The sequence below is a fragment of the Novosphingobium sediminicola genome (genome assembly GCF_014196525.1).
Taxonomy (GTDB): domain Bacteria; phylum Pseudomonadota; class Alphaproteobacteria; order Sphingomonadales; family Sphingomonadaceae; genus Novosphingobium; species Novosphingobium sediminicola.
Genome location: NZ_JACIDX010000001.1, coordinates 510,881 through 530,319, shown reverse-complemented (window position 1 = coordinate 530,319; position 19,439 = coordinate 510,881). Strand labels below are relative to the sequence as shown.

The window sequence follows — 19,439 nt, the reverse complement described above, 5'->3', positions numbered from 1 at the left end:
GCCAAAGATTGACCTTGGCGCGCTTTTCGTCAAACCACACGTTCCATGGATAAAAAAGACATTCTGATCGTGGGCGGGGGACACGCCGGGGCTCAATGCGCGATTGCGCTGCGTCAGGGGGGCTTTACCGGCTCTGTGGCGATTGTGGGGCGCGAGGTTGAGCCGCCCTATGAACGCCCGCCTTTGTCCAAGGAATATTTCGCGCGGGAAAAGACCTTTGACCGCCTCTATATCCGCCCGGCTGCGTTCTGGGAGGAAAAGCAGGTCGAATTGCTGTTGGGGCGCGAGGTTGCCAGCGTTGATGGCGCCGCGCATCAGGTGACTTTGGCCGATGGCGAGACCATTGAATATGGCCGTCTGGTCTGGGCGGCGGGCGGCGATGCGCGGCGTCTGTCGTGCGAAGGTGCGGATCTGGCGGGCGTTTATGGCGTGCGCACGCGGGCCGATGCCGATGCGCTGATGGCCGAGGTTGATGCAGGGGCGAAGAATTTCGTCGTCATCGGCGGCGGCTATATCGGGCTTGAGGCAGCCGCGGTGCTGTCCAAAATGGGCCGTCATGTCACCCTGCTCGAACTGGCGCCGCGCGTGCTGGCGCGGGTGGCGGGGCCGGAACTGTCCGCTTTCTATGAGGCCGAACATCGCGCCCATGGCGTCGATCTGCGCACCGGGATCAGCGGCGTCGAGCGGCTGGTGGGCACGGACAAGGTGACGGGCGTGGAATTGTCCGATGGCGAGGTTGTCCCCGCCGATGTGGTGATTGTCGGTATCGGCATCGTGCCGGCGGTCGGTCCGCTGATTCTGGCCGGGGCGGCCGGGGCCAATGGGGTGGACGTGGATGAATTCTGCCGCACCTCGCTGCCCGATGTCTATGCGGTGGGCGATTGCGCGGCCTTTGCTTGCGATTTTGCCGAAGGCGTGGTGATGCGCGTCGAATCGGTCCAGAATGCCAACGATCAGGCCAGTTGCGTGGCCAAACATATTCTGGGCGAGGACAAGCCCTATCACGCTTTCCCGTGGTTCTGGTCGAACCAGTATGACCTGCGCCTGCAAACGGCGGGCCTGTCGGTGGGCTATGACCAGACGGTGCTGCGCGGCGATGTGACGGCGCGTTCGTTCAGCGTGGTTTACCTCAAAGGTGGTCGCGTGATCGCGCTTGATTGCGTCAACAGCGTCAAGGATTACGTTCAGGGCCGCAAGCTGGTCGAGGCGGGGGCGACGCCTGATCTGGCCGCATTGGCCGACAGCGGCGTGCCTTTGAAGGAATTGCTCTAAAGGGGATGGGCGCGCCGGTTAACGGCGCGCCGCCTTTTCCTCAGGCCGCAGGGTCAGCACGCGCACGCCCTGCGCCGTGACCGCCACGGTATGTTCAAATTGCGCCGACAATTTGCCATCGGCCGTCACCACGCTCCACCCGTCGTCGAGCGTTTCCACTCTAGCGCGGCCCTCGTTCAGCATTGGCTCGATGGTGAATACCATCCCCTCGCGCAGGGTGAGGCCTGTGCCGGGGCGGCCAAAATGCAGCACTTGCGGGTCCTCATGCATTTCGCGCCCGATGCCATGGCCGCAATAGTCGCGCACGATCGAATAGCCCGCCTTTTTGGCATGGCGCTCGATCGCATGGCCGATATCGCCCAGCCGCGCGCCGGGGCGCACGCTGCGAATGCCCTGCCACATCGCCTCATAGGTGGTTTTGACCAGCCGCCGGGCATGGGGCGCCACATTGCCGATCATATAGGTCTTGGACGAATCGGCGATAAACCCGTCCTTTTCCAGCGTGATGTCGAAATTGACGATATCGCCATCGGCCAGAACATCGCCTTCCGAAGGCATGCCGTGGCACACCACATGGTTGCGCGAACAGTTCAGCACATAGGGGTAATTATACTGCCCCTTGCTGGCCGGGCGGCTTTGCAGGGGGCCGGTGATATAGGCCTCGACCCTGTCGTTGATCTCCATCGTTGTCGCGCCTGCGAGAGGCAGCGTGTCGAGATAGGCAAACACATCGGCCAGCAGGCGACCGGCGCGGGCCATCACCTCGATTTCATCGGCGGTTTTAATCATCGCGTGCCAACCAAGGCTGGATCGACCCCCGCCTCGCGCAGTTCACGCGCCACGATGTCCTGAAAGCTCATATGCGGGTTCATCTCGCACAACATGCCCGCCCGGATCCAGAAGGCGGCCTGCGCGTTGATCGAGCGGCAGGAGACCTTGCTGGCCTTGCGCAATTGCTCGTGCAGCTCATCCTCGATGTTGACGATGCCCATAGTGGCTCCTGAATATACGAATCGTATATGCTTCGTATATTGGGCGCGGATTCAAGGCAAGCATCCACGCGGAAAGCGGGCAACAAAAAAGGCAGGGTTGCCCCTGCCTCGTTTGTTCTGGTGCGGTCGAGAAGACTCGAACTTCCACGGGTTTTCACCCACAACGACCTCAACGTTGCGCGTCTACCAATTCCGCCACGACCGCAATCAGTGTCTGATTTGCCAGAAGCTCTGGCCTATCAGTGGGGTAGGAGGGCGCCCCTAACAGAGGACTTCGACCTTGCCAAGCGTTGAATCGAACCTGTGGAAAATTTGTTTCAATTCACCTTCCATTTCACCTCGGCCGAAACCGCCGCTTTGGGCGCGTCAACGATCGCAGTGTTGATGGTCAGGTTCTCGCCGGGGTTCAGCACGGGCTTGGGCGGCGCGGCCTCGACCGTATAGACCGCACGGTTGCGCGCATCGCGCAGCACGATCACCAGACTGGGCACGCTGCGGCGGTTCTGGCCGATATTGGTGATCGTGCCGGAAATGTTGAAATAATCGTTTTGATTGTTGAGCGGCCGGCGTTCCTGACGCGCGGCCGGAAAGGTCAGCTTCAGGTCCGGCTCGCTATGCCCGGTCTGGGGCAGGGGCAGCCACGCGGGCAGGCCGAACTGATAGACCGCCGCCATTGCGCCGCTGGCCATCAAGGCAAAGCCGACGGCCAGCATCGTCCACATACGCGCCGGATTGCGGCGTGGGCGGAAGGGCGGTTCATGGGCAAAGCTGGAAGGGCTGGCGGCGAAATTATCCGCTATCGGCGGCGGCGCCTGCTCGACCGCCGGGGCGGGAGGGGGGGCGACCATAACCGGAGGTGCGGGCGGGGGCGGAGCGGCAACCGGAGCGGGCGGCGGGACCTGCTCGACCGGGGGCTGCTGCACAGGAGGTTGGGGGGGCGGAGCCGGTGCTGCGGGCACCTCAATCACCGGCCCTTCCTGAAACCAGCTATGGCGGCAGGTGGCGCAGCGCACGGTGCGGCCATCGACCCCGATGGCGCTGTCGGGGACGGCATAGCGTGTCGCGCAAGCAGGACAGGCAATAATCATCGCCCACAGCTAAAGCATGCAACAGTTGCACAGCACAAGGGGAACAGGGGGCGTCCGCCGCGCGAACAGCCATTTTTCCACCGCCCTTTTTTCGCGGGCAAAGCCGTACTATAGCTGGGTCACAATGGTCGACCGCTCCCCTGTTACAAGCCTGCAATGCTGCATTTTGCGCAGATGTGTTGCCGCGTCTGATACGCGTGGGAGGGTCAAATGACGGGCATGACAGGAGAAATTGCAAGGTTCGACAATGTCGGCCTGCGCTATGGCCCCGATCGCGAGGTGCTGTGCGATGTCGGTTTCACGCTTCATGCGGGTCATTTCTATTTTCTGACCGGGGCCAGCGGCGCGGGCAAATCCTCGCTGCTGCGCATGCTTTATCTGGCCCAGCGTCCTTCGCGCGGGATGATCAGCCTGTTCGGCACCGATGCGATCACCCTGCCGCGCCACCGCCTGCCCGGATTTCGGCGGCGGATCGGGGTGGTCTATCAGGATTACCGGCTGGTTCCCCACCTCTCTGCCTTTGACAATGTGGCGCTGCCGCTGCGCGTGGCGGGGGTGCCGGAACGCGATGTGGTGCAGCCGGTCAAGGATATGCTCGAATGGGTGGGACTGGCCGACCGGATGGAGGCGCGCCCGGCCACGCTATCGGGCGGCGAGCAGCAGCGCGTGGCCATCGCGCGCGCGGTGATCGGGCGGCCCGAATTGTTGGTGGCCGACGAACCGACCGGCAACGTTGACCCGGATATGGCGATCAAATTGCTGCGCCTGTTCGAGGCGCTCAACCGGCTGGGCACGACCGTGGTGGTGGCCACCCACGATCTGCATCTGTTGCAGAAGGTGCCGGGCAGCCTGATTATGCGGCTGGATCGTGGGCGGATGTCGGACCCCACCGGGGCGCTGCGCTACCCCCCGCGCCGGGAGAACGCCCAGCCATGAAGCCATCTATGGACGACGAACAGGTGCAGATCCCGCAGCGCCCGCTGGCCCCCACGGGTGGGCCTGCCGATCCTGCCCCGCGCCGGGGAGGCGTGTTGGGCCGGGGCGAAGGCAAGCTGGCGGGCTGGCGCGCGTTTGGCAGTGGCGGCGAGGGCGTGCTGGTGCCGCAGGCGCGGCTGTCGGGGCCGACGCCATGGGTGATCGCGATCATGGTGACGATCACGGTGATCGCGGCGGCCACGGGCCTTGCGCTGCGCAACATCGCCAATGCTGCGGCGCTCGATCTGGCCGGGGGCGTGAGTGTTCAGATCATCGAGGCGCAGGCCCCGATCCGCGCCGCTCAGGCGCAGGCCGCGCAAAAGGCGCTGCTGGCCGTGCCTGGGGTGATTTCGGCCCGCGTGGTGCCGCAGGCGGAGCTGGATCAGTTGCTCGTGCCATGGCTGGGCGCGGGGATGAGTGATGGCGATATGGTGCCCGTGCCCGCGATGATTGATGTGCGGATTGACGGGGCGGCCGATGGCGGGCGCATTGCGGCGCTGCGCGCGGCGCTGGGCCGGGTGGCGCCGGGCGCGCGGGTGGATGCGCAATCGCATTGGCTGGCCCCGGTGTTCGAGGCGATGGATTCGCTGCGCTGGCTGGCGCTGTCGATGATCGCCCTGTTGGCGCTGGCGCTGGCGGCGGCGGTGCTGCTCTCGGCGCGTTCGGCGCTGGGCACGCATCGGCAGACGATTGAGATTGTGCATAATCTTGGCGGCACCGATGCCCAGATCGCGCGCATTTTCCAACGCTCGATGGGCATGGATGCCACGCTTGGCAGTCTGGTCGGGTTGGTGCTGGGGCAAGTGGCGGTGGTGGTGCTGGGCGCGCGTTTTGCCGGGCTTGGCGCGGGGCTGCTGGCGGGCGGGGTGCTGCGGCCGCTCGACTGGGCGGTGGTGGCGCTGGTGCCGGCGGCGGCGGTGGCGCTGGCGATGCTGACGGCGCGGCTTTCCGTGCTGATCGCGCTGCGAAGGATGCTTTAGATGCTGCGCCGCCTCCTTGCGCTGTTGCTGACGGTCTGGGCGCTGGGCTTTGCCGGTTTCGCCGCGTTTCAGCCCCAGCCTGCGCCCATCGCCAAGGCCGATGGCATCATCGTGCTGACCGGCGGCGAGGGGCGGATCGCGCGGGGGCTGGATCTGCTCCGCGATGGCGTGGCGCCGCGCCTGCTGATTTCGGGCGTGGACCCTGAGGTCAAGCCGGGCGAGCTGGCCGCAGAATACAAGATGAGCGCTGCCTTGCTGGCCTGCTGCATCACACTGGGTTATGAATCGGTCGATACGCGCAGCAACGCGCGCGAATCGGCCCAATGGATCAAACGCCACGGGTTGCACCGGGTGCGGCTGGTAACCTCGGACTGGCATATGCGCCGGGCCGCGTGGGAATTGCGCCAGACCATCCCGGCCGACGTGGAACTGACAGAAGACGCGGTGCCGACACGGCCCTCGCTGGGCATCCTGTTTGCCGAATACAGCAAGTTCGTGTTGCGGCGCCTGTGGCATATCGGAAAAGGTTGATATGAATAAAACGCCGCTGGGCATCGGCAACGCATTGCGCTCGATTGCCTTTTGCCTGCACTTCTATGTCTGGTCGGTGGTCATGGGCCTGACCATTCCGCTCTTCATCTGGCTGGGTGGCCGCGAAGGGGCGATCTGGATCTGCACTCGCTGGTCGAACATGCATCGCTGGGGCGTGGTCCATATCCTAGGCATCAAAATTGTGATCGAGGGGGAGGTGCCCTCCGGCCCGGTCTTTGTCGCGCTGAAGCATGAAAGCATGTTTGAGGCGATCGACCTGCCCACGCTGCTGCCCTTTCCGGCGGTCTTTGCCAAGGTTGAGCTGCTTCGCCTGCCTATGTGGGGCAAGGCGGCGGGGCTTTACGGCCTTGTTCCGGTCGAGCGCGATCAGGGCGCCAAGGCCCTGCGCGCCATGGTTTCGGCCGCGCGCAACCTGTCGCAGGAAAACCGTCCGTTGGCCATTTTCCCCGAAGGCACCCGCGTGCGCCATGGCACCCAGCCTGCGCCTCAGGCAGGCTTTGCGGGCCTGTATAAGATGATCGGGCTGCCGGTGGTGCCGGTGGCGGTCAATTCGGGCCCGCTGCTCCACGGGTTCTGGAAAAGGCGCGGGACGGTGACCTATCGCTTTGGCGAGGTGATCCCGGCCGGGCTGCCGCGCGAGGAGATTGAGGCGCGGGTGAAGGTGGCGATTAATGCATTGAATGATTAGGGAAGATTTTTGCCTCCGGCGGGCAAAGGGCGGGGGCCCTTTGCAATCCCGTTAATGGGGTGGTGCTTGAGAGGCTGATGGGGGTGTTTGGAGATTGTAGCCTGCGGCGCTGTAAGGGCATCCTTATCCGCGCCGCAGGCTTTATCATTCCAACGGCGCGTCCGACACAAAACGTCGAACCCATTGCGCAACGCAGACAGTAATGGGAGCGCGAGGGTCTAGACCCTCGCATTTCTAACTCCCCCTTAAACCTTCCCATCCCGCCCGAAATTGGCGCTGGCCACATCCTGACCCTGCTCGATGATCGAGCGGCGGATGGCGCGGGTGCGGGTGAAATGGTCGAACAGTTTTTCGCCATCTCCAAGGCGGATCGCCTTTTGCAGCTCGGTCAGATCCTCGGTGAAGACTTGCAACATGTGCAGGACGGCGTCGCGGTTATAGAGGAAGACATCGCGCCACATGGTGGGGTCCGATGCGGCGATGCGGGTGAAATCGCGAAAGCCGCCTGCGGAATATTTGATGACTTCGTTTTGGGTCACTTCTTCGAGGTCGCCCGCGGTGCCCACGATTGTATAGGCGATAAGGTGCGGCAGGTGGCTGGTCACGGCCAGCACGCGGTCGTGATGCGCGGGGGCCATGATTTCCACCCGCGCGCCGATGGCCTGCCACAGCACGGAGAGGCGCTCGATCTCGAAGGGATCGGTGCCCTCGGCCGGGGTGATGATGCACCAGCGGCCCTCGAACAGGCTGGCGAAACCGGCGTCGGGGCCGGAGTTTTCGGTGCCCGCCACCGGGTGGGCCGGGATGATGACGTGGTTGGGCAAGACCTCGCCCAGCACTTTGGCGACCGCCTCCTTGGACGAGCCGACATCGGAGATGACCGCATCGGGGCGCAGGCCCGGCGCGCATTCCCGCGCGGCATCGCCCATCGCGCCCAGCGGCACGCAGAAGATCACCAGATCGGCGTCTTGCACAGCCTCCACGGCGGTTTCGGCCACATGGCCCACCAATCCGCGTTCGGCCGCCCGCGCGCGGGTTGCCGGGTCGCGATCATAGCCCGAAGTGGCGATTTTGGGCAGATATTGCTGAACCGCAAGGCCGATGGAGCCGCCCTGAAGCCCGAGGCCAATAATGGCGATTTTGGCAAAGGACATCGTCATGCACCCCGCGCCAGACGGATGATTTCATCCGCGATTTCATCCATCTGCGTCTGGCTGCCGATGGTGATGCGCAACCCATGCGGCAGGCCCTGATTGGGCAGCCAGCGGGTGATATAGCCGATGTCCATCAGGCCGTTATAGACCGTCTCGGCGTCAAGCGCGCCTTCGAACAGGATCAGCACGAAATTGGCTTGGCTAGGCAAGGGGCGCACGCCATGGTTGCCCAGCGCCTCAAGCCGCTCGACAAAACGCGCGCGGGTGGCGGCATTATGCTCGCGGCTGGTCACGACAAACGCCTGATCGGCCACGGCGGCAAGGCCCATCGCCTGCGCGGTGTTCGACAGGTTGAACGGCCCGCGAATGCGGTTGAGCGCGTCGATAATGTGATCGGCCCCCGTGCCCCAGCCCAGACGCTCGCCCGCCAGACCATAGATCTTGGAAAAGGTGCGCGTGACCAGCACGTTGCCCGCGCTTTCCGCCAGCGCCAGCGCGCCATCGTCATTGGCCGGATCGACATATTCGCCATAAGCCTGATCCAGCACCAGCAGCACATCGGAGGGCAGCGCGGCATGGAGGCGGGCGATTTCGCCCTTCGGCAGGAACGAACCGGTCGGATTGTTCGGATTGGCGACAAACACCACCCGCGTCCGTTCATTCACCAGCGCCAGCAGCGCATCGACATCGGTGCCGTAATCGGCATCGGGCGCGACAATGGGGGTTGCCCCGCAGCGGCGCGCGGCAATGTCATAGACGCTGAAACCATAGCGGACATAGATGATCTCGTCCCCCGGCCCGGCATAGGCCTGGGCTGCAATATGCAGGATCTCGTCCGAGCCCGTGCCCATCACGATGCGGGCGGCGGGGATGCCGTGCAATTGCCCCAAGGCGCCGCGCAATTCATTGCTGTCGGGATCGGGATAGAGCGCCGGGGCCGCCGCCGCATCGCGCGCCGCCAGAGCCGCCGCCGACGTACCCAGCGGATTTTCATTGGCCGAAAGCTTGGTCAGCGGCCTGCCGTCCTTGCCCTTGGACTTGCCGGGGACATAGGCGTGGATCGCGCTGATCCAGGGCTTGGGGGTGGGAAGTTTGGTCATAATGGCGCGGGCCTTAGCCGAACGTGGGGCGAAATGACAGAGGTCGAAAAGTCAGGGGGTGACGCATGGACTTCCCGTTGACTTCCCGCGCATCAGCCCCCAATTCAACGCGCATAATGGCCAGCCTCTTTACGCCCAATTCGCAGACCTATGACCTGCCCGATCCGCTGCCTCTGGATGGCGGACAGAGCCTTGAAGGCGTAAGGATCGCGTTTGAAACCTATGGCGCGCTCAATGATGCGCGCGACAATGCGATCCTGATATGTCATGCCACCACGGGCGACCAATATGTTGCCAGCCCGCATCCCATCACCGGCAAGCCGGGGTGGTGGAGCAAGATGGTGGGGCCGGGCAAGCCGATTGACACGGATCGCTTCTATGTGATCTGCCCGAATGTGCTGGGCAGTTGTATGGGCACGACCGGGCCGGGCAGTCTTGCACCCGATGGCCAGCCCTATGGCTTGCGTTTCCCCGTCATCACTATCCGCGACATGGTGCGCGCCCATATGGCGTTGCTCGACCATCTGGGGGTGGAGCGGCTCTATGCGGTCGTGGGCGGGTCGATGGGCGGGATGCAGGCGCTCTCGCTCTCGATCCACTGGCCCGAGCGCGTGGCGCGGGTGCTGCTGCTGGCCACGACGGCGGTGATGCCGGTGCAGAACATCGCCTTTCAGGAGGTGGGGCGGCAGGCGATCATGGCCGATCCCGACTGGCAGGGCGGGGCCTATTACGGGTCGGGCCGGGCGCCGGATGCGGGGCTGGCGGTGGCGCGGATGGCTGCGCATATCACCTATCTGTCGGAAGAAACGCTGTCGGAAAAATTCGGGCGGCGGTTGCAGGATCGCGATGCCAAGAGCTTTGGCTTTGGCGCGGATTTTCAGGTGGAGAGCTATCTGCGCTATCAGGGCAGCAGCTTTACCGGCCGGTTCGACGCCAATTCCTATCTCTATATCACCCGCGCGATGAGCTATTTCGACGTGGTGGACGAGCGTTTCGGGCCGGGCCACAATGCCCGCCTGTCCGAGGCCTTTGCCGGGGTCACGGCGCGTTTCTGCGTGGTCAGTTTCGACACCGATTGGCTCTATCCCACCGCCGAATCGCGCAAGATCGCCCATGCGGTCAATGCCGCCGGGGCGCCGGTGTCTTTTATGGAGCTGGCCGCGCCCTTTGGGCATGACAGTTTCCTGCTCGATGTGCCCGCGCTTGACCGGGTGATTACGGGATTTTTGAGCCGATGAACCGGATTATGGCAAAGTTGCGCCCCGATCTGGCGGTGATCGCCGGACATGTGGCGGCAGGCGCGAAAGTGCTGGATGTGGGCTGCGGCGATGGCACGCTGATGGCGGCGCTGCGCGACGAGCGGGGCTGCGATGTGCGCGGGCTGGAGATCGACCCGCATAATGTGGCCGAATGCGTGGGGCAGGGCCTGTCGGCCATTCAGGGCGACGCGGACACCGATCTGGCGCTCTATCCCGACGCCAGTTTCGATTACGCGATCCTGAGCCAGACCTTGCAGACCACCAAGCGGCCCGACATGGTGCTGGAGGAATTGCTGAGGATCGGGCGGCGAGCCTTTGTTTCTTTTCCCAATTTCGGCCATTGGCGGGTGCGCAGCGATTTGCTGTGGCGCGGGCGGATGCCGGTCACTCGGCTGTTGCCCGTGGGCTGGTATGAAACGCCCAACATCCACCACCTGACCATCGCCGATTTCCGCGATCTGGTGGCCCAGCGCGGGCTGAAGGTGGAGGGCGCGTGGTATCTCAACGGCGACAGCCTGATCAGCCCCGCGATGGCCAATTGGCGCGCGGAACACGCGGTCTATCTGCTGGCGAGATATTAGCCGGTTGCGCTCTGGGCATCCGCCCAGAGCTTGCGGCACCAGCCCTCTCCCCCGGCCCTGCCACCCACAGGGTACACTCAAATGGGTGGCAGGGCCGGGGGAGAGGGCTGGTGCCGCTGGCAAATCGCGGAGGCGATTTGCCAATACACAAAAGAAATCCCTGCCAACTTGCGATTCAGCCCCACCGCCCTACATTACATGGGTGTGAAAGGACGCGCCCCTCGATGAATGACGAACAGCCCAATGGAAACCCCTGGACGAAGAGCCTTTTGGTGTGGGGAGGGATCTTCCTCGCCCTGTTCTTCGCCGTATCGCTGTTCAGCGCGCGCAATGACATTGGCGCGCAGGCGATCCCCTATTCCGAATTCCGCGCCAAAGTCGCCGAGGGCAGCGTCTATGACGCGCAGGTGGGCGAACAGCGCATCACCGGCAAGTTCAAGAACGGCGAGGCCTACAGCACCGTTCCCATCCCCAATGACGTGACGCTGGCGCCGCTTCTGGCCCAGAACAACGTGAAATATCAGGGCAAGGCTCCCGAAGAGCCGAACGTGCTGCTCTATATCCTGCTTCAGGCTCTGCCTTTCCTGCTGATCGTGGCGGTGGGTTTCCTCGCCATGCGCCAGATGCAGAAGGGCGGCGGCGGCGGCGCCATGGGCTTTGGCAAGAGCAAGGCCAAGATGCTGACCGAAAAGCAGGGGCGCGTGACCTTTGCCGATGTGGCCGGCATTGACGAGGCGCGCGAGGAACTGGAGGAAATCGTCGAGTTCCTGCGCGATCCGGGCCGCTTTTCCAAGCTGGGCGGCAAGATCCCCAAGGGCGCGCTGCTGGTCGGTTCGCCGGGGACCGGTAAGACGCTGCTGGCCCGCGCGATTGCGGGTGAGGCGGGCGTACCCTTCTTCACCATTTCGGGTTCGGATTTCGTCGAAATGTTCGTCGGTGTGGGCGCAAGCCGAGTGCGCGACATGTTTGAACAGGCCAAGAAAAACGCGCCCTGCATCGTCTTCATTGATGAAATCGACGCGGTGGGCCGCAGCCGCGGCAATGGCCTTGGCAATTCGAATGACGAGCGCGAGCAGACGCTGAACCAGTTGCTGGTCGAGATGGACGGGTTTGAGGGCAATGATGGCATCATCATCATCGCCGCCACCAACCGCCCCGACGTGCTGGACCCCGCGCTGCTGCGTCCGGGCCGCTTCGACCGTCAGGTCGTGGTGCCGGTGCCCGATATCGAGGGCCGTGAAAAGATCCTCGCCGTGCATATGAAGAAGGTGCCGTTGGCCCCCGATGTTCAGCCCCGCGTGATTGCGCGCGGCACGCCGGGCTTTGCGGGCGCCGATCTGGCCAATCTGGTCAATGAGGCGGCGCTGCTGGCGGCCCGGCGTAACAAGCGTCTGGTGGCGATGCAGGAATTCGAGGACGCCAAGGACAAGGTCATGATGGGCGCCGAGCGTCGCAGCATGGTCATGACCGAGGAAGAGAAGAAGATGACCGCCTATCACGAGGCGGGCCATGCTCTGGTTTCGGTGAACGAACCGGCCAGCGATCCGATCCACAAGGCGACGATCATCCCGCGCGGCCGCGCGCTGGGCATGGTGATGCGCCTTCCGGAGCGCGACAGCTATTCGTACCACCGCGACAAGATGCATGCGAACCTGTCGGTCGCCATGGGCGGTCGCGTGGCCGAAGAACTGATCTTTGGCTATGACAAGGTCTCGTCGGGCGCATCGGGCGATATTCAGTATGCCACGGGTCTGGCGCGCAACATGGTCACCAAATGGGGCATGAGCGACAAGCTGGGGCCGTTGCAGTACGAGGATCAGAACGAGGGCTATCTGGGCATGGGCGCCAGCCAGCGCCTGTTTGCCTCGGACGAGACCAACAAGCTGATCGACAGCGAGATCCGCACTCTGGTCGACAATGCCCATGTGCGCGCCACCGACCTGCTCAAGGCGCAGATCGACAAGCTGCACACGCTGGCGCAGGCGTTGCTGGAATATGAAACGCTGACCGGCGACGAGATCAAGCAGGTGGTCGAAACCGGCAAGATCGACCGCCCCGAAGCGCCCAGCGGCGTGCCTCTGCCCGCCGCGATCCGGGGCACCAGCGTGCCGCGCTCGGGCCGCTCCGGCGGTCTGGCCAGCGGGTTTGGCGGGATTTCGCCGCAGGGGGCCTAAGCGCGGGCCTAAGCCCTGGCATCACGAATGGAGGGGAGGCCCCGTCGGCAACGGCGGGGCCTTTTCTTTGTGCGACTAGCGCAGTTGCTCCAGCATCGGGCCGACCAGCGCCTTGGCGATCAGGGCATTGCCCGTAGCATTGGGGTGGGCGGCATCGATGAACAGCTTGTCGGCATCGGGCCGCTGGGCCAGTTGCGGGCGCACGACGACCACGCCATTGGCCCGCGCCCATGCGAAGAGCCGTTCGCGCCGGTCGGGCGCGGTGGTGGTGGGGTCGCGCATGTCCCAGTAAAGGATCATGAATTTGGCCCCCGATGCCATCGTCATCGCGCGGATGGACTGGACGGTGGCCTGAATTTCGGCCTCCGGTGCGATGTCGTTTTCTGCGGTCGAGCCGGGGTCAAAGGCGGCCTTGGTCAGATGCAGCCGTGGGGCCAGATAGCGCGTGACGATTTCATAAAGCGCGCCGGGGGGATTGCGGCTGGGGAAATTGGCATTGACGTCCAGCATCGAGGCGGGCGCAAAACCCTGCGTCAGATCGCTCTGGTTCACTTCAAGCACGACCAGATCCGCGCCGAATGCGCCATGCGCGCCCAGCCATCGCCGCTCGTTTTCCAATGCCCAGCCACCGGCCGAGGCATTGAGCATCTCAATCGGGCGGGGGCCCAAGGCGGCCTGGGTCAAGGCTGGAATGGTCTTGGCATCATCGGTCATCGTCGTGCCGAAGGCCACCGAATCGCCCAGCAGCAGCACGCGCTTTGTGCCGGGGCGGGGTGTTGCGCCGGTCGCCGGACCGCGCATCCCCATATCGTTGATCGTCACATGGTTGTTTAGCCGATGCACGCTTTGCCCCGGCGTCGGCTCATAGCCCGATGCGGCGGCGCGATAGAGCAGCGGGCGGCCGAAGCCCAGCGCGCGCCCTGCCAGTTCGGCCCCGCCAAGCCCGGCAACCAGCACAAGCGGCAGGCTCCAGCGCAGACGTGCTTTGAAAGACTGCGTTGTCATCTCGTCCTAAACCCTAGGGATTACCCTGTATGTGTGTTGCAGTACCTCCGATATTGCAAGCGCGAAAAATGCCAAAAGGCCCCGGAAAAGCCGAAGCTTATCCGAGGCCTTTTGTATCCATCGCGATTTAGATCCATCGCGATGCAACGAAATCAGCCGTCGTAATCCCCGCCCAGCGAGGTGTTACGCACCGGAGCCGCTGCGGTGATGCGCAGCGCCTCGGCCGATTGCGAGAGCGAGCCGATGTCATCGACATCATCGTCATCGTCGGGCAGAACGCGCTGCATCGAGGTGATGAGCGATTCCTTGAGGATCTTGGGACGGACAGTTTCCTCTGCGATTTCGCGCAGGGCCACCACCGGGTTTTTATCACGATCGCGGTCGATCGTCAGTTCCGCACCGCCCGAGATTTCGCGCGCGCGCTGGGCAGCCAGCAGCACGAGATCGAAGCGGTTGGGGATCTTGTCGACACAATCTTCAACGGTTACGCGCGCCATGGGCACTCCGTCTTGAATAGGGAAATTCCAGCGAACCTTGGCACCTAGGCGGCAAAGCGGCGAAAGTCAAGGATTCGTGAGGGAGAGGCCGCCTCACTCCTCCAGGTCATAGGAATAATTGGCCAGTTCCTCGGGCGCCAGATCGCTGAACTTGGTGATCTTGGCCTCGAAGCGCATGCGGACCTTGCCGGTGGCGCCGTGGCGCTGCTTGGCGATGATCAGTTCGGCCAGACCAAAGACGCGCTCCATTTCCTCCTGCCACTTGGCATGGGCCTCGACCACGGCGGGCGGATCGGTGGGGCCGGGTTCCTTGGGCTCGCGGCCCTTGACGTAATAATCCTCGCGGAACACGAACCAGACCATGTCGGCGTCCTGCTCGATCGAGCCGGATTCGCGAAGGTCGGAAAGCTGGGGGCGCTTGTCCTCGCGCTGTTCCACCGCACGGCTGAGCTGGGAAAGCGCGATCACGGGAACATGCAGTTCCTTGGCCAAAGTCTTGAGGCCACGGGAGATTTCCGAGATTTCGTTCACGCGATTGTCTGTCGCCCGCCCGCTGCCCTGCAGAAGCTGAAGGTAGTCGACGATGACCAGGCCAATGTCATGGCGCCGCTTCAAACGGCGTGCACGGGCGCGCAGGCCCGCAATCGTCAGGCCCGGCGTATCGTCAATATACAGCGGCAACTGGCTCAGGCGTTGGCTGGCGAAGGAGAGCGCCTGAAAATCCTCGCGGCTGATCTTGCCCATACGCAGCGCACTGGAGGAAATGCCCGATTGCTCGGCAAGGATACGCGTGGCCAACTGATCCGCGCTCATTTCGAGGCTGAAAAAGGCGGTGGCCGCGCCGATGCTCTTGGACGGATCAAGGCCCAGCTCGCGGTCGGTCAGCAGGCGGTTGGCCGCATTGAATGCGATATTGGTGGCCAGCGAGGTTTTGCCCATGCCCGGACGACCGGCCAGGATGATAAGGTCGGAATCATGCAGGCCGCCGATCCGCTGGTTAACCGAATCGAGGCCTGTGGTCTTACCCGCGACATGGCCGCCGCTGTTGAACGCTTTTTCGATGCCCGAAATGGCGGTGCGGGTGGCCTCGGCAAAGCTCTTGGCCTCATTCGCGCCGCCTGCGCCATCGGCCACCTTGTAGAGCGCGGCCTCGGCGGCCTCGATCTGTTCAAGCGGCTCAACCGATTCGCTGGTGTCCATCGCGCCCTGAACCAGATCGCGCCCCACGCGCACCAGTTCGCGCAGCAGCGCCAGATCGTAAATCTGTTCGGCCAGCACGCGCGGCGCGATCAGCCCCTGACCATCGGCGGTCAGGCGGCCCAGATAGGCCGTGCCGCCCAGCGCCTTGAGCGCCTCGTCGCTTTCGAAATAGGGCTTGAGCGTGACCGGCGTGACCACCGCCTTGCGGTCGAGCAATTGCAGGATGCGCTCAAAGATCCGCCCATGGACGGGTTCGAAGAAATGCGCGGGCGACAAAGGATTGGCCAGTTCCTCGACCACGCGATTGTCAATCAGGATGGCGCCCAGAAAGGCTGCCTCGGCCTCGATATTGGCGGGCAGGGCTTGCGCGCGCCCATCCTTATTGGCGCCGGAATCATTGGCGGGCGAAAACGGCAAAGCCGGGGCGAGATGGGTGTCAGATTGTGCCATGGATGGGCCCTCATGCGCTCAGCGGCGGGGCGGCGCAATGGGGTGTGTTGCAAACGACCCTGTGGATAATGGGGATTGGGGCGGGGGCTTGATGATAAATTCCCCCACTGGCTCATGCTATGGTTTGCACCATAGTTCCTTGCACCCCCTTGCCTGCGCCCCTCGCATTTGCGAAATGAGGCAGTCTTATGCTGTCCAACCTGCCTCCCGTGGCGCCATCCGCGCGCATTTCCAGCATCGATCTGGATGAAACGACGATTCTGCGTCGCAATGACGACATCGAGCAGGAGCGGCGCGTGGCGGTGTTCGATCTGATCGAGGACAATGTTTTCAAGCCCTTGCGCATTTGGGATTCGGGCTATCACGGGCCTTATGCGGTGCGCCTTGCTGTGCATGACGGCCGCCTGTCGATGGAGATCAGCGACGGGCGCGAAGGGCATGAGGGCGAGTTGCTTGAAACGATCATGCTGGGGATGGGGCGCTTCCGCCGCTCGATTCGCGAATATTTCGCCATTTGCGAGAGCTATTATCAGGCCATCCGCAAGGCTTCGGCCAAGGAAATCGAGACGATCGACATGGCCCGGCGCGGGGTCCACAACCATGCCGCCGAACTTCTGCTCGAAAGGCTGGAGGGCAAGGTGGAAACCGACTTCCCCACGGCACGCCGGTTGTTTACGCTGATTTGCGTACTGCATATCAAGGCCTGATGACGATTCGCGTTTCATGCGGACGGGCCATCACAAAGAACGTTGAATAACATGGCAAAAACCAAAACCCGTCCGCGCGGCAAGAGCCGTAGCGGGCGCCCTTCGCTTCTCTGGCGCCTGTTGGCGGTGGTGGCGCTGCTGGGCATTGCGGGCGGGGTCTGGGCGTGGTGGAGCATGCGCCATTGGCAGCCCGACCGCACCACTTTCCCGACGCAGGGCGCGCTGGTGGGCAGCGCGGATGGGCCGGTGGATTTTGTCGCGCTGAAGGCAATCGGCGCCAATTTCGTCTATATCGAGGCCTCGGCCAGCGCCTTTGCGCGCGACCCCGCTGTGGTCAAAAATCTGGACGCAGCGCGCAGCGCGGGCCTGCCATGGGGCGCTCTGCATAAATATGACCCGTGCCAGCCTGCCGACAAGCAGGCCGCCAATTTCGTTACGGTTGTCCCGCGCGACAAGAAGATGCTGCCCCCCGCGGTCGAGCTGGAGCAGCTGGCCGATCATTGCCCGGTGCCGGTCTCGGACGCCGCCGTGGTCAGCGAGCTGATGACCTTCCTCAACCAGATCGAGACGCATACGGGCAAGCCTGCGGTGCTGAAACTGGGGCGCGAATTTGAAAAGACCTATCCCATCGCCGCCACGCTCGACCGCGCGCTGTGGCTGAGCGCGGACCGGGTGCAGCCTGATTACGGCGGGCGGCCATGGGCGCTGTGGACGGCCAATTCGGGCTTGCAGACCTCGGCGGCTGAGCAGCCCTTGCGCTGGGTCGTGGTGCAGAGGTAAAAAGGCGCATGGACCATGATCGTGACACGTTGATCGCTGCTGCCCGCGCGGCTTCCGCCCGCGCCTATGCGCCCTATTCGGCGTTCCATGTCGGCGCAGCGCTGGGCTTTGCCGATGGCAGCGTGGTGACCGGGGCCAATGTCGAGAATGCCTCCTATGGGTTGGCGCTCTGCGCGGAAACCGTGGCCGTGTCGCGGGCGATGGCCGATGGCGTGCGCGGCGGACTGGTGGCTGTCGCGGTGATCGGCGGATCGCCGGGCGAGGATGGCGTGGCCCAGCCCGGACCGGGGCCGGTCACGCCTTGCGGGCGCTGCCGTCAGGTGCTCAACGAACTGGCGCAACTGGGCGGCACCGATCCGGTGGTGTGGAGCGCATCGGCCGATGGCGTGGCGGAAATGAAGCTGTCGGAATTGCTGCCTTTGGCCTTTGGTCCGGCGAACCTGCTCTAACCCTGCCTGAAATCCAGAGTGCCGCGCCGCTCGGTAAATTTCCATGCGCCCGATTCCAGCACCAGCCGGTCCTGATAGCTGCCCACCAGCGGCGGCTTGGGTGATTGCAGCGGCAGGCCCGCGCCATCAGCTTCGCCGGTGAACAGCAGGAGCTGGCTATAGGCGCTGGCGCTCTGGCCATCATCGGCCACATCCACCACGATATTGGCCACGATATGCCGACTGGCGCGCGGCGGGCGGGCCTGAAACGCGGCCAGAATGGCCTCGCGTCCGGTCGTGAAACTGTCGGGAGCGGTGGGGCGATTCATGCGGCCGTCCTGCGTGTAAAGCGCAGCCAGATCTTCCCAGCGCCCGGCGTCGTTGAGGTGGACGTAGCGCGTGATCAGGCGGGCGATGGCGTGTTCGGCAAGGAGGCGGTCGAGGTCGGTCATGGTGGGGGCTTTAGCAGGGTTTGCCTCCGGCGGGCAAAGGGACTTGTCCCTTTGCAATCCCGTTAATGGGGTGGTGTTTCGGGGGCATTGGGGGTGATTGGGATTAAAGCCTGCGGCGCGGAAAGCGCAGTCCCATCCGCGCCGCAGGCTTTAACAATTCAGCCATGGCGTCCGACACCTAACGCCGAACCCCATGGACAACAAAGACAGTAACCGGAGCGCGAGGGTCTAGACCCTCGCACCTGAAACTTAATCCTTAAACCCTTCCCGCGCCCGCGAATTGTCCAGCACGATGGGCGCGCCGGTCACGGGGTGGGGATAGTGGAACGGCACGGTATCGGTGGCGGGCCACAGGCGGGGCAGGGGATCGACCAGCGCGTCGGGGCCGAGCGGATCTTCGGGGAAGAGCGTCTTGGTCATCGGGATATAGTCGATGGGGGTCTTGGCCCAGCCATCGGCGAAGGTGCCGTGCCAGAAGGGATAGTAGCGCAGCGCCTTGATTTTCCAGACCAGTTCGCCCGCCTCATTGGCCTCGCGGACATATTCGTTTTCATAGAGGCCGCCTTCCCACCAAGCGCGCTGGTTGCCCTCGGCGCTTTCGTGCAGGCCTGCCTGCATCATCGAGCGGCCACGGACATGGGCGGTCTTGCGGTCGGGCGATACGTCGATCACCATCTGCAACTGGGGATGGTCGAGCAGCCAGCCGTAGCGCGGGCCATTGTGACCCTGCGTGAAATTGGTCTGGAACCGCTCGATATAGAGGCGGCGGACCCCGGCCTTGCCCTTGTAAATTCCGCCCAGAAACCACACTTCGCCTTCATCGGAGAAGAGGTCGACCACTTCATTATATTGTGATTTATCAATGAAGAAGCCATAGGTGTACTGGATGCGGCGGATCTGGTGGATATCTTGTTGAATGGCCAGATCGTGCTCAACGCGCTCAAGGCGCGCGGCAAGGTCTGCGAGGGTTGCTTCAGCCATGGTACTCTCCCGGAGAAACGAGTCTTGGGACTCTGTGAATCTTTGTCGTCCATGTGATAACTTCATGGTTGCGAATATCAAAGCAAGAAATATGTATTACATACAAATTTGGCCCGCAAAGAGG

The 19,439-nt window shown here is 63.7% G+C and carries 21 protein-coding genes and 1 tRNA gene; 11 read left to right on the top strand and 11 right to left on the bottom strand.

From position 1 onward, the window contains the following. Positions 1 to 45 precede the first annotated feature (45 nt). Entirely contained in the window at positions 46 to 1,272 is a 1,227-nt protein-coding gene (locus tag GGR38_RS02515; RefSeq protein ID WP_183622258.1) for an NAD(P)/FAD-dependent oxidoreductase, read from the top strand. Between the two features lie 18 nt (positions 1,273 to 1,290). Here the strand turns inward: GGR38_RS02515 and map are convergent, their stop codons facing one another. The 4 genes from map to GGR38_RS02495 form a co-directional block, all read right to left on the bottom strand. Next, positions 1,291 to 2,061: a type I methionyl aminopeptidase gene (map, locus tag GGR38_RS02510; protein ID WP_183622257.1), complete on the bottom strand. Its 771-nt coding sequence runs from the start codon at positions 2,059 to 2,061 to the stop codon at positions 1,291 to 1,293. Then, positions 2,058 to 2,264 (bottom strand): ParD-like family protein, encoded by a 207-nt coding sequence (locus GGR38_RS02505; RefSeq protein WP_183622256.1) that lies wholly within the window; start codon positions 2,262 to 2,264, stop codon positions 2,058 to 2,060. Before GGR38_RS02505 ends, map begins: the two co-directional genes overlap by 4 nt. 118 nt (positions 2,265 to 2,382) lie before the next feature. Continuing rightward, positions 2,383 to 2,469 (bottom strand) — tRNA-Leu (locus GGR38_RS02500). A 112-nt stretch (positions 2,470 to 2,581) separates the two neighbouring features. Further along, positions 2,582 to 3,352: an MJ0042-type zinc finger domain-containing protein gene (locus GGR38_RS02495; RefSeq protein WP_183622255.1), complete on the bottom strand. Its 771-nt coding sequence runs from the start codon at positions 3,350 to 3,352 to the stop codon at positions 2,582 to 2,584. A gap of 210 nt (positions 3,353 to 3,562) precedes the next feature. On the opposite strand from GGR38_RS02495, the gene ftsE reads away from it, so the two are divergent. Genes ftsE through GGR38_RS02475 form a run of 4 tightly spaced genes read left to right on the top strand, consistent with a single transcriptional unit; the run spans position 3,563 to position 6,547 of the window. Next, on the top strand, positions 3,563 to 4,288 hold the full coding sequence (ftsE, locus tag GGR38_RS02490) for a cell division ATP-binding protein FtsE (RefSeq protein ID WP_183622254.1): 726 nt from the start codon (positions 3,563 to 3,565) through the stop codon (positions 4,286 to 4,288). A gap of 8 nt (positions 4,289 to 4,296) precedes the next feature. Next, a complete protein-coding gene (locus tag GGR38_RS02485) occupies positions 4,297 to 5,307 on the top strand; it encodes a cell division protein FtsX (RefSeq protein ID WP_246404177.1) in 1,011 nt (336 codons plus the stop codon). Then, positions 5,308 to 5,838 carry a YdcF family protein gene (locus GGR38_RS02480; RefSeq protein ID WP_183622253.1) on the top strand — a complete coding sequence of 177 codons (531 nt, stop codon included), beginning with the start codon at positions 5,308 to 5,310 and terminating at the stop codon, positions 5,836 to 5,838. It begins immediately after the preceding gene. Position 5,839: 1 nt separating this feature from the next. Then, positions 5,840 to 6,547 carry a lysophospholipid acyltransferase family protein gene (locus GGR38_RS02475; RefSeq protein WP_246404176.1) on the top strand — a complete coding sequence of 236 codons (708 nt, stop codon included), beginning with the start codon at positions 5,840 to 5,842 and terminating at the stop codon, positions 6,545 to 6,547. A gap of 245 nt (positions 6,548 to 6,792) precedes the next feature. Here the strand turns inward: GGR38_RS02475 and GGR38_RS02470 are convergent, their stop codons facing one another. Next, complete coding sequence (locus GGR38_RS02470; protein WP_183622381.1) at positions 6,793 to 7,701, bottom strand: prephenate/arogenate dehydrogenase family protein; 909 nt, start codon at positions 7,699 to 7,701, stop codon at positions 6,793 to 6,795. Positions 7,702 to 7,703: 2 nt separating this feature from the next. Further along, positions 7,704 to 8,801: a pyridoxal phosphate-dependent aminotransferase gene (locus GGR38_RS02465; RefSeq protein WP_183622252.1), complete on the bottom strand. Its 1,098-nt coding sequence runs from the start codon at positions 8,799 to 8,801 to the stop codon at positions 7,704 to 7,706. A 116-nt stretch (positions 8,802 to 8,917) separates the two neighbouring features. On the opposite strand from GGR38_RS02465, the gene metX reads away from it, so the two are divergent. The 3 genes from metX (at position 8,918) to ftsH (ending at position 12,815) form a co-directional block, all read left to right on the top strand. Further along, positions 8,918 to 10,039, top strand: a complete 1,122-nt coding sequence (gene metX / locus GGR38_RS02460; protein ID WP_183622251.1) for a homoserine O-acetyltransferase MetX — start codon at positions 8,918 to 8,920, stop codon at positions 10,037 to 10,039. Between the two features lie 8 nt (positions 10,040 to 10,047). Beyond that, on the top strand, positions 10,048 to 10,641 hold the full coding sequence (metW, locus tag GGR38_RS02455) for a methionine biosynthesis protein MetW (protein ID WP_183622250.1): 594 nt from the start codon (positions 10,048 to 10,050) through the stop codon (positions 10,639 to 10,641). A 224-nt stretch (positions 10,642 to 10,865) separates the two neighbouring features. Beyond that, positions 10,866 to 12,815, top strand: a complete 1,950-nt coding sequence (ftsH, locus tag GGR38_RS02450; RefSeq protein WP_183622249.1) for an ATP-dependent zinc metalloprotease FtsH — start codon at positions 10,866 to 10,868, stop codon at positions 12,813 to 12,815. A 75-nt stretch (positions 12,816 to 12,890) separates the two neighbouring features. Here ftsH and GGR38_RS02445 read toward each other — a convergent pair whose 3' ends face one another. The 3 genes from GGR38_RS02445 to GGR38_RS02435 form a co-directional block, all read right to left on the bottom strand. Continuing rightward, positions 12,891 to 13,820: an SGNH/GDSL hydrolase family protein gene (locus tag GGR38_RS02445; RefSeq protein WP_183622248.1), complete on the bottom strand. Its 930-nt coding sequence runs from the start codon at positions 13,818 to 13,820 to the stop codon at positions 12,891 to 12,893. A gap of 152 nt (positions 13,821 to 13,972) precedes the next feature. Then, entirely contained in the window at positions 13,973 to 14,317 is a 345-nt protein-coding gene (gene rpoZ, locus GGR38_RS02440) for a DNA-directed RNA polymerase subunit omega (RefSeq protein WP_183622247.1), read from the bottom strand. Positions 14,318 to 14,410: 93 nt separating this feature from the next. Further along, positions 14,411 to 15,967, bottom strand: a complete 1,557-nt coding sequence (locus GGR38_RS02435) for a replicative DNA helicase (protein WP_183622246.1) — start codon at positions 15,965 to 15,967, stop codon at positions 14,411 to 14,413. A gap of 188 nt (positions 15,968 to 16,155) precedes the next feature. On the opposite strand from GGR38_RS02435, the gene GGR38_RS02430 reads away from it, so the two are divergent. From GGR38_RS02430 to GGR38_RS02420, 3 genes are read left to right on the top strand one after another with little or no spacing between them, the layout of a single operon-like run. Continuing rightward, entirely contained in the window at positions 16,156 to 16,674 is a 519-nt protein-coding gene (locus tag GGR38_RS02430; protein WP_172341620.1) for a UPF0262 family protein, read from the top strand. Positions 16,675 to 16,725: 51 nt separating this feature from the next. Further along, positions 16,726 to 17,454, top strand: a complete 729-nt coding sequence (locus tag GGR38_RS02425) for a glycoside hydrolase family 25 protein (RefSeq protein ID WP_183622245.1) — start codon at positions 16,726 to 16,728, stop codon at positions 17,452 to 17,454. A gap of 8 nt (positions 17,455 to 17,462) precedes the next feature. After that, positions 17,463 to 17,903: a cytidine deaminase gene (locus GGR38_RS02420; protein WP_183622244.1), complete on the top strand. Its 441-nt coding sequence runs from the start codon at positions 17,463 to 17,465 to the stop codon at positions 17,901 to 17,903. On the opposite strand, the gene GGR38_RS02415 is transcribed toward GGR38_RS02420, so the two are convergent. Beyond that, positions 17,900 to 18,334, bottom strand: coding sequence for a nuclear transport factor 2 family protein (locus GGR38_RS02415; RefSeq protein WP_183622243.1), 435 nt, complete (start codon positions 18,332 to 18,334; stop codon positions 17,900 to 17,902). The two genes, GGR38_RS02420 and GGR38_RS02415, sit on opposite strands and share 4 nt — an antisense overlap. A 249-nt stretch (positions 18,335 to 18,583) precedes the next feature. Further along, positions 18,584 to 19,315, bottom strand: a complete 732-nt coding sequence (locus GGR38_RS02410) for a nuclear transport factor 2 family protein (protein WP_183622242.1) — start codon at positions 19,313 to 19,315, stop codon at positions 18,584 to 18,586. Between the last annotated feature and the right edge of the window lie 124 nt (positions 19,316 to 19,439).

Bases quoted from the DNA above. Each gene is read 5' to 3' on its own strand.
- GGR38_RS02515 (WP_183622258.1), top strand. From the start codon at position 46: ATGGATAAAAAAGACATTCTGATCGTGGGCGGGGGACACGCCGGGGCT.
- map (WP_183622257.1), bottom strand. From the start codon at position 2,061: ATGATTAAAACCGCCGATGAAATCGAGGTGATGGCCCGCGCCGGTCGC.
- GGR38_RS02505 (WP_183622256.1), bottom strand. From the start codon at position 2,264: ATGGGCATCGTCAACATCGAGGATGAGCTGCACGAGCAATTGCGCAAG.
- GGR38_RS02495 (WP_183622255.1), bottom strand. From the start codon at position 3,352: ATGATTATTGCCTGTCCTGCTTGCGCGACACGCTATGCCGTCCCCGAC.
- ftsE (WP_183622254.1), top strand. From the start codon at position 3,563: ATGACGGGCATGACAGGAGAAATTGCAAGGTTCGACAATGTCGGCCTG.
- GGR38_RS02485 (WP_246404177.1), top strand. From the start codon at position 4,297: ATGGACGACGAACAGGTGCAGATCCCGCAGCGCCCGCTGGCCCCCACG.
- GGR38_RS02480 (WP_183622253.1), top strand. From the start codon at position 5,308: ATGCTGCGCCGCCTCCTTGCGCTGTTGCTGACGGTCTGGGCGCTGGGC.
- GGR38_RS02475 (WP_246404176.1), top strand. From the start codon at position 5,840: ATGAATAAAACGCCGCTGGGCATCGGCAACGCATTGCGCTCGATTGCC.
- GGR38_RS02470 (WP_183622381.1), bottom strand. From the start codon at position 7,701: ATGTCCTTTGCCAAAATCGCCATTATTGGCCTCGGGCTTCAGGGCGGC.
- GGR38_RS02465 (WP_183622252.1), bottom strand. From the start codon at position 8,801: ATGACCAAACTTCCCACCCCCAAGCCCTGGATCAGCGCGATCCACGCC.
- metX (WP_183622251.1), top strand. From the start codon at position 8,918: ATGGCCAGCCTCTTTACGCCCAATTCGCAGACCTATGACCTGCCCGAT.
- metW (WP_183622250.1), top strand. From the start codon at position 10,048: ATGGCAAAGTTGCGCCCCGATCTGGCGGTGATCGCCGGACATGTGGCG.
- ftsH (WP_183622249.1), top strand. From the start codon at position 10,866: ATGAATGACGAACAGCCCAATGGAAACCCCTGGACGAAGAGCCTTTTG.
- GGR38_RS02445 (WP_183622248.1), bottom strand. From the start codon at position 13,820: ATGACAACGCAGTCTTTCAAAGCACGTCTGCGCTGGAGCCTGCCGCTT.
- rpoZ (WP_183622247.1), bottom strand. From the start codon at position 14,317: ATGGCGCGCGTAACCGTTGAAGATTGTGTCGACAAGATCCCCAACCGC.
- GGR38_RS02435 (WP_183622246.1), bottom strand. From the start codon at position 15,967: ATGGCACAATCTGACACCCATCTCGCCCCGGCTTTGCCGTTTTCGCCC.
- GGR38_RS02430 (WP_172341620.1), top strand. From the start codon at position 16,156: ATGCTGTCCAACCTGCCTCCCGTGGCGCCATCCGCGCGCATTTCCAGC.
- GGR38_RS02425 (WP_183622245.1), top strand. From the start codon at position 16,726: ATGGCAAAAACCAAAACCCGTCCGCGCGGCAAGAGCCGTAGCGGGCGC.
- GGR38_RS02420 (WP_183622244.1), top strand. From the start codon at position 17,463: ATGGACCATGATCGTGACACGTTGATCGCTGCTGCCCGCGCGGCTTCC.
- GGR38_RS02415 (WP_183622243.1), bottom strand. From the start codon at position 18,334: ATGACCGACCTCGACCGCCTCCTTGCCGAACACGCCATCGCCCGCCTG.
- GGR38_RS02410 (WP_183622242.1), bottom strand. From the start codon at position 19,315: ATGGCTGAAGCAACCCTCGCAGACCTTGCCGCGCGCCTTGAGCGCGTT.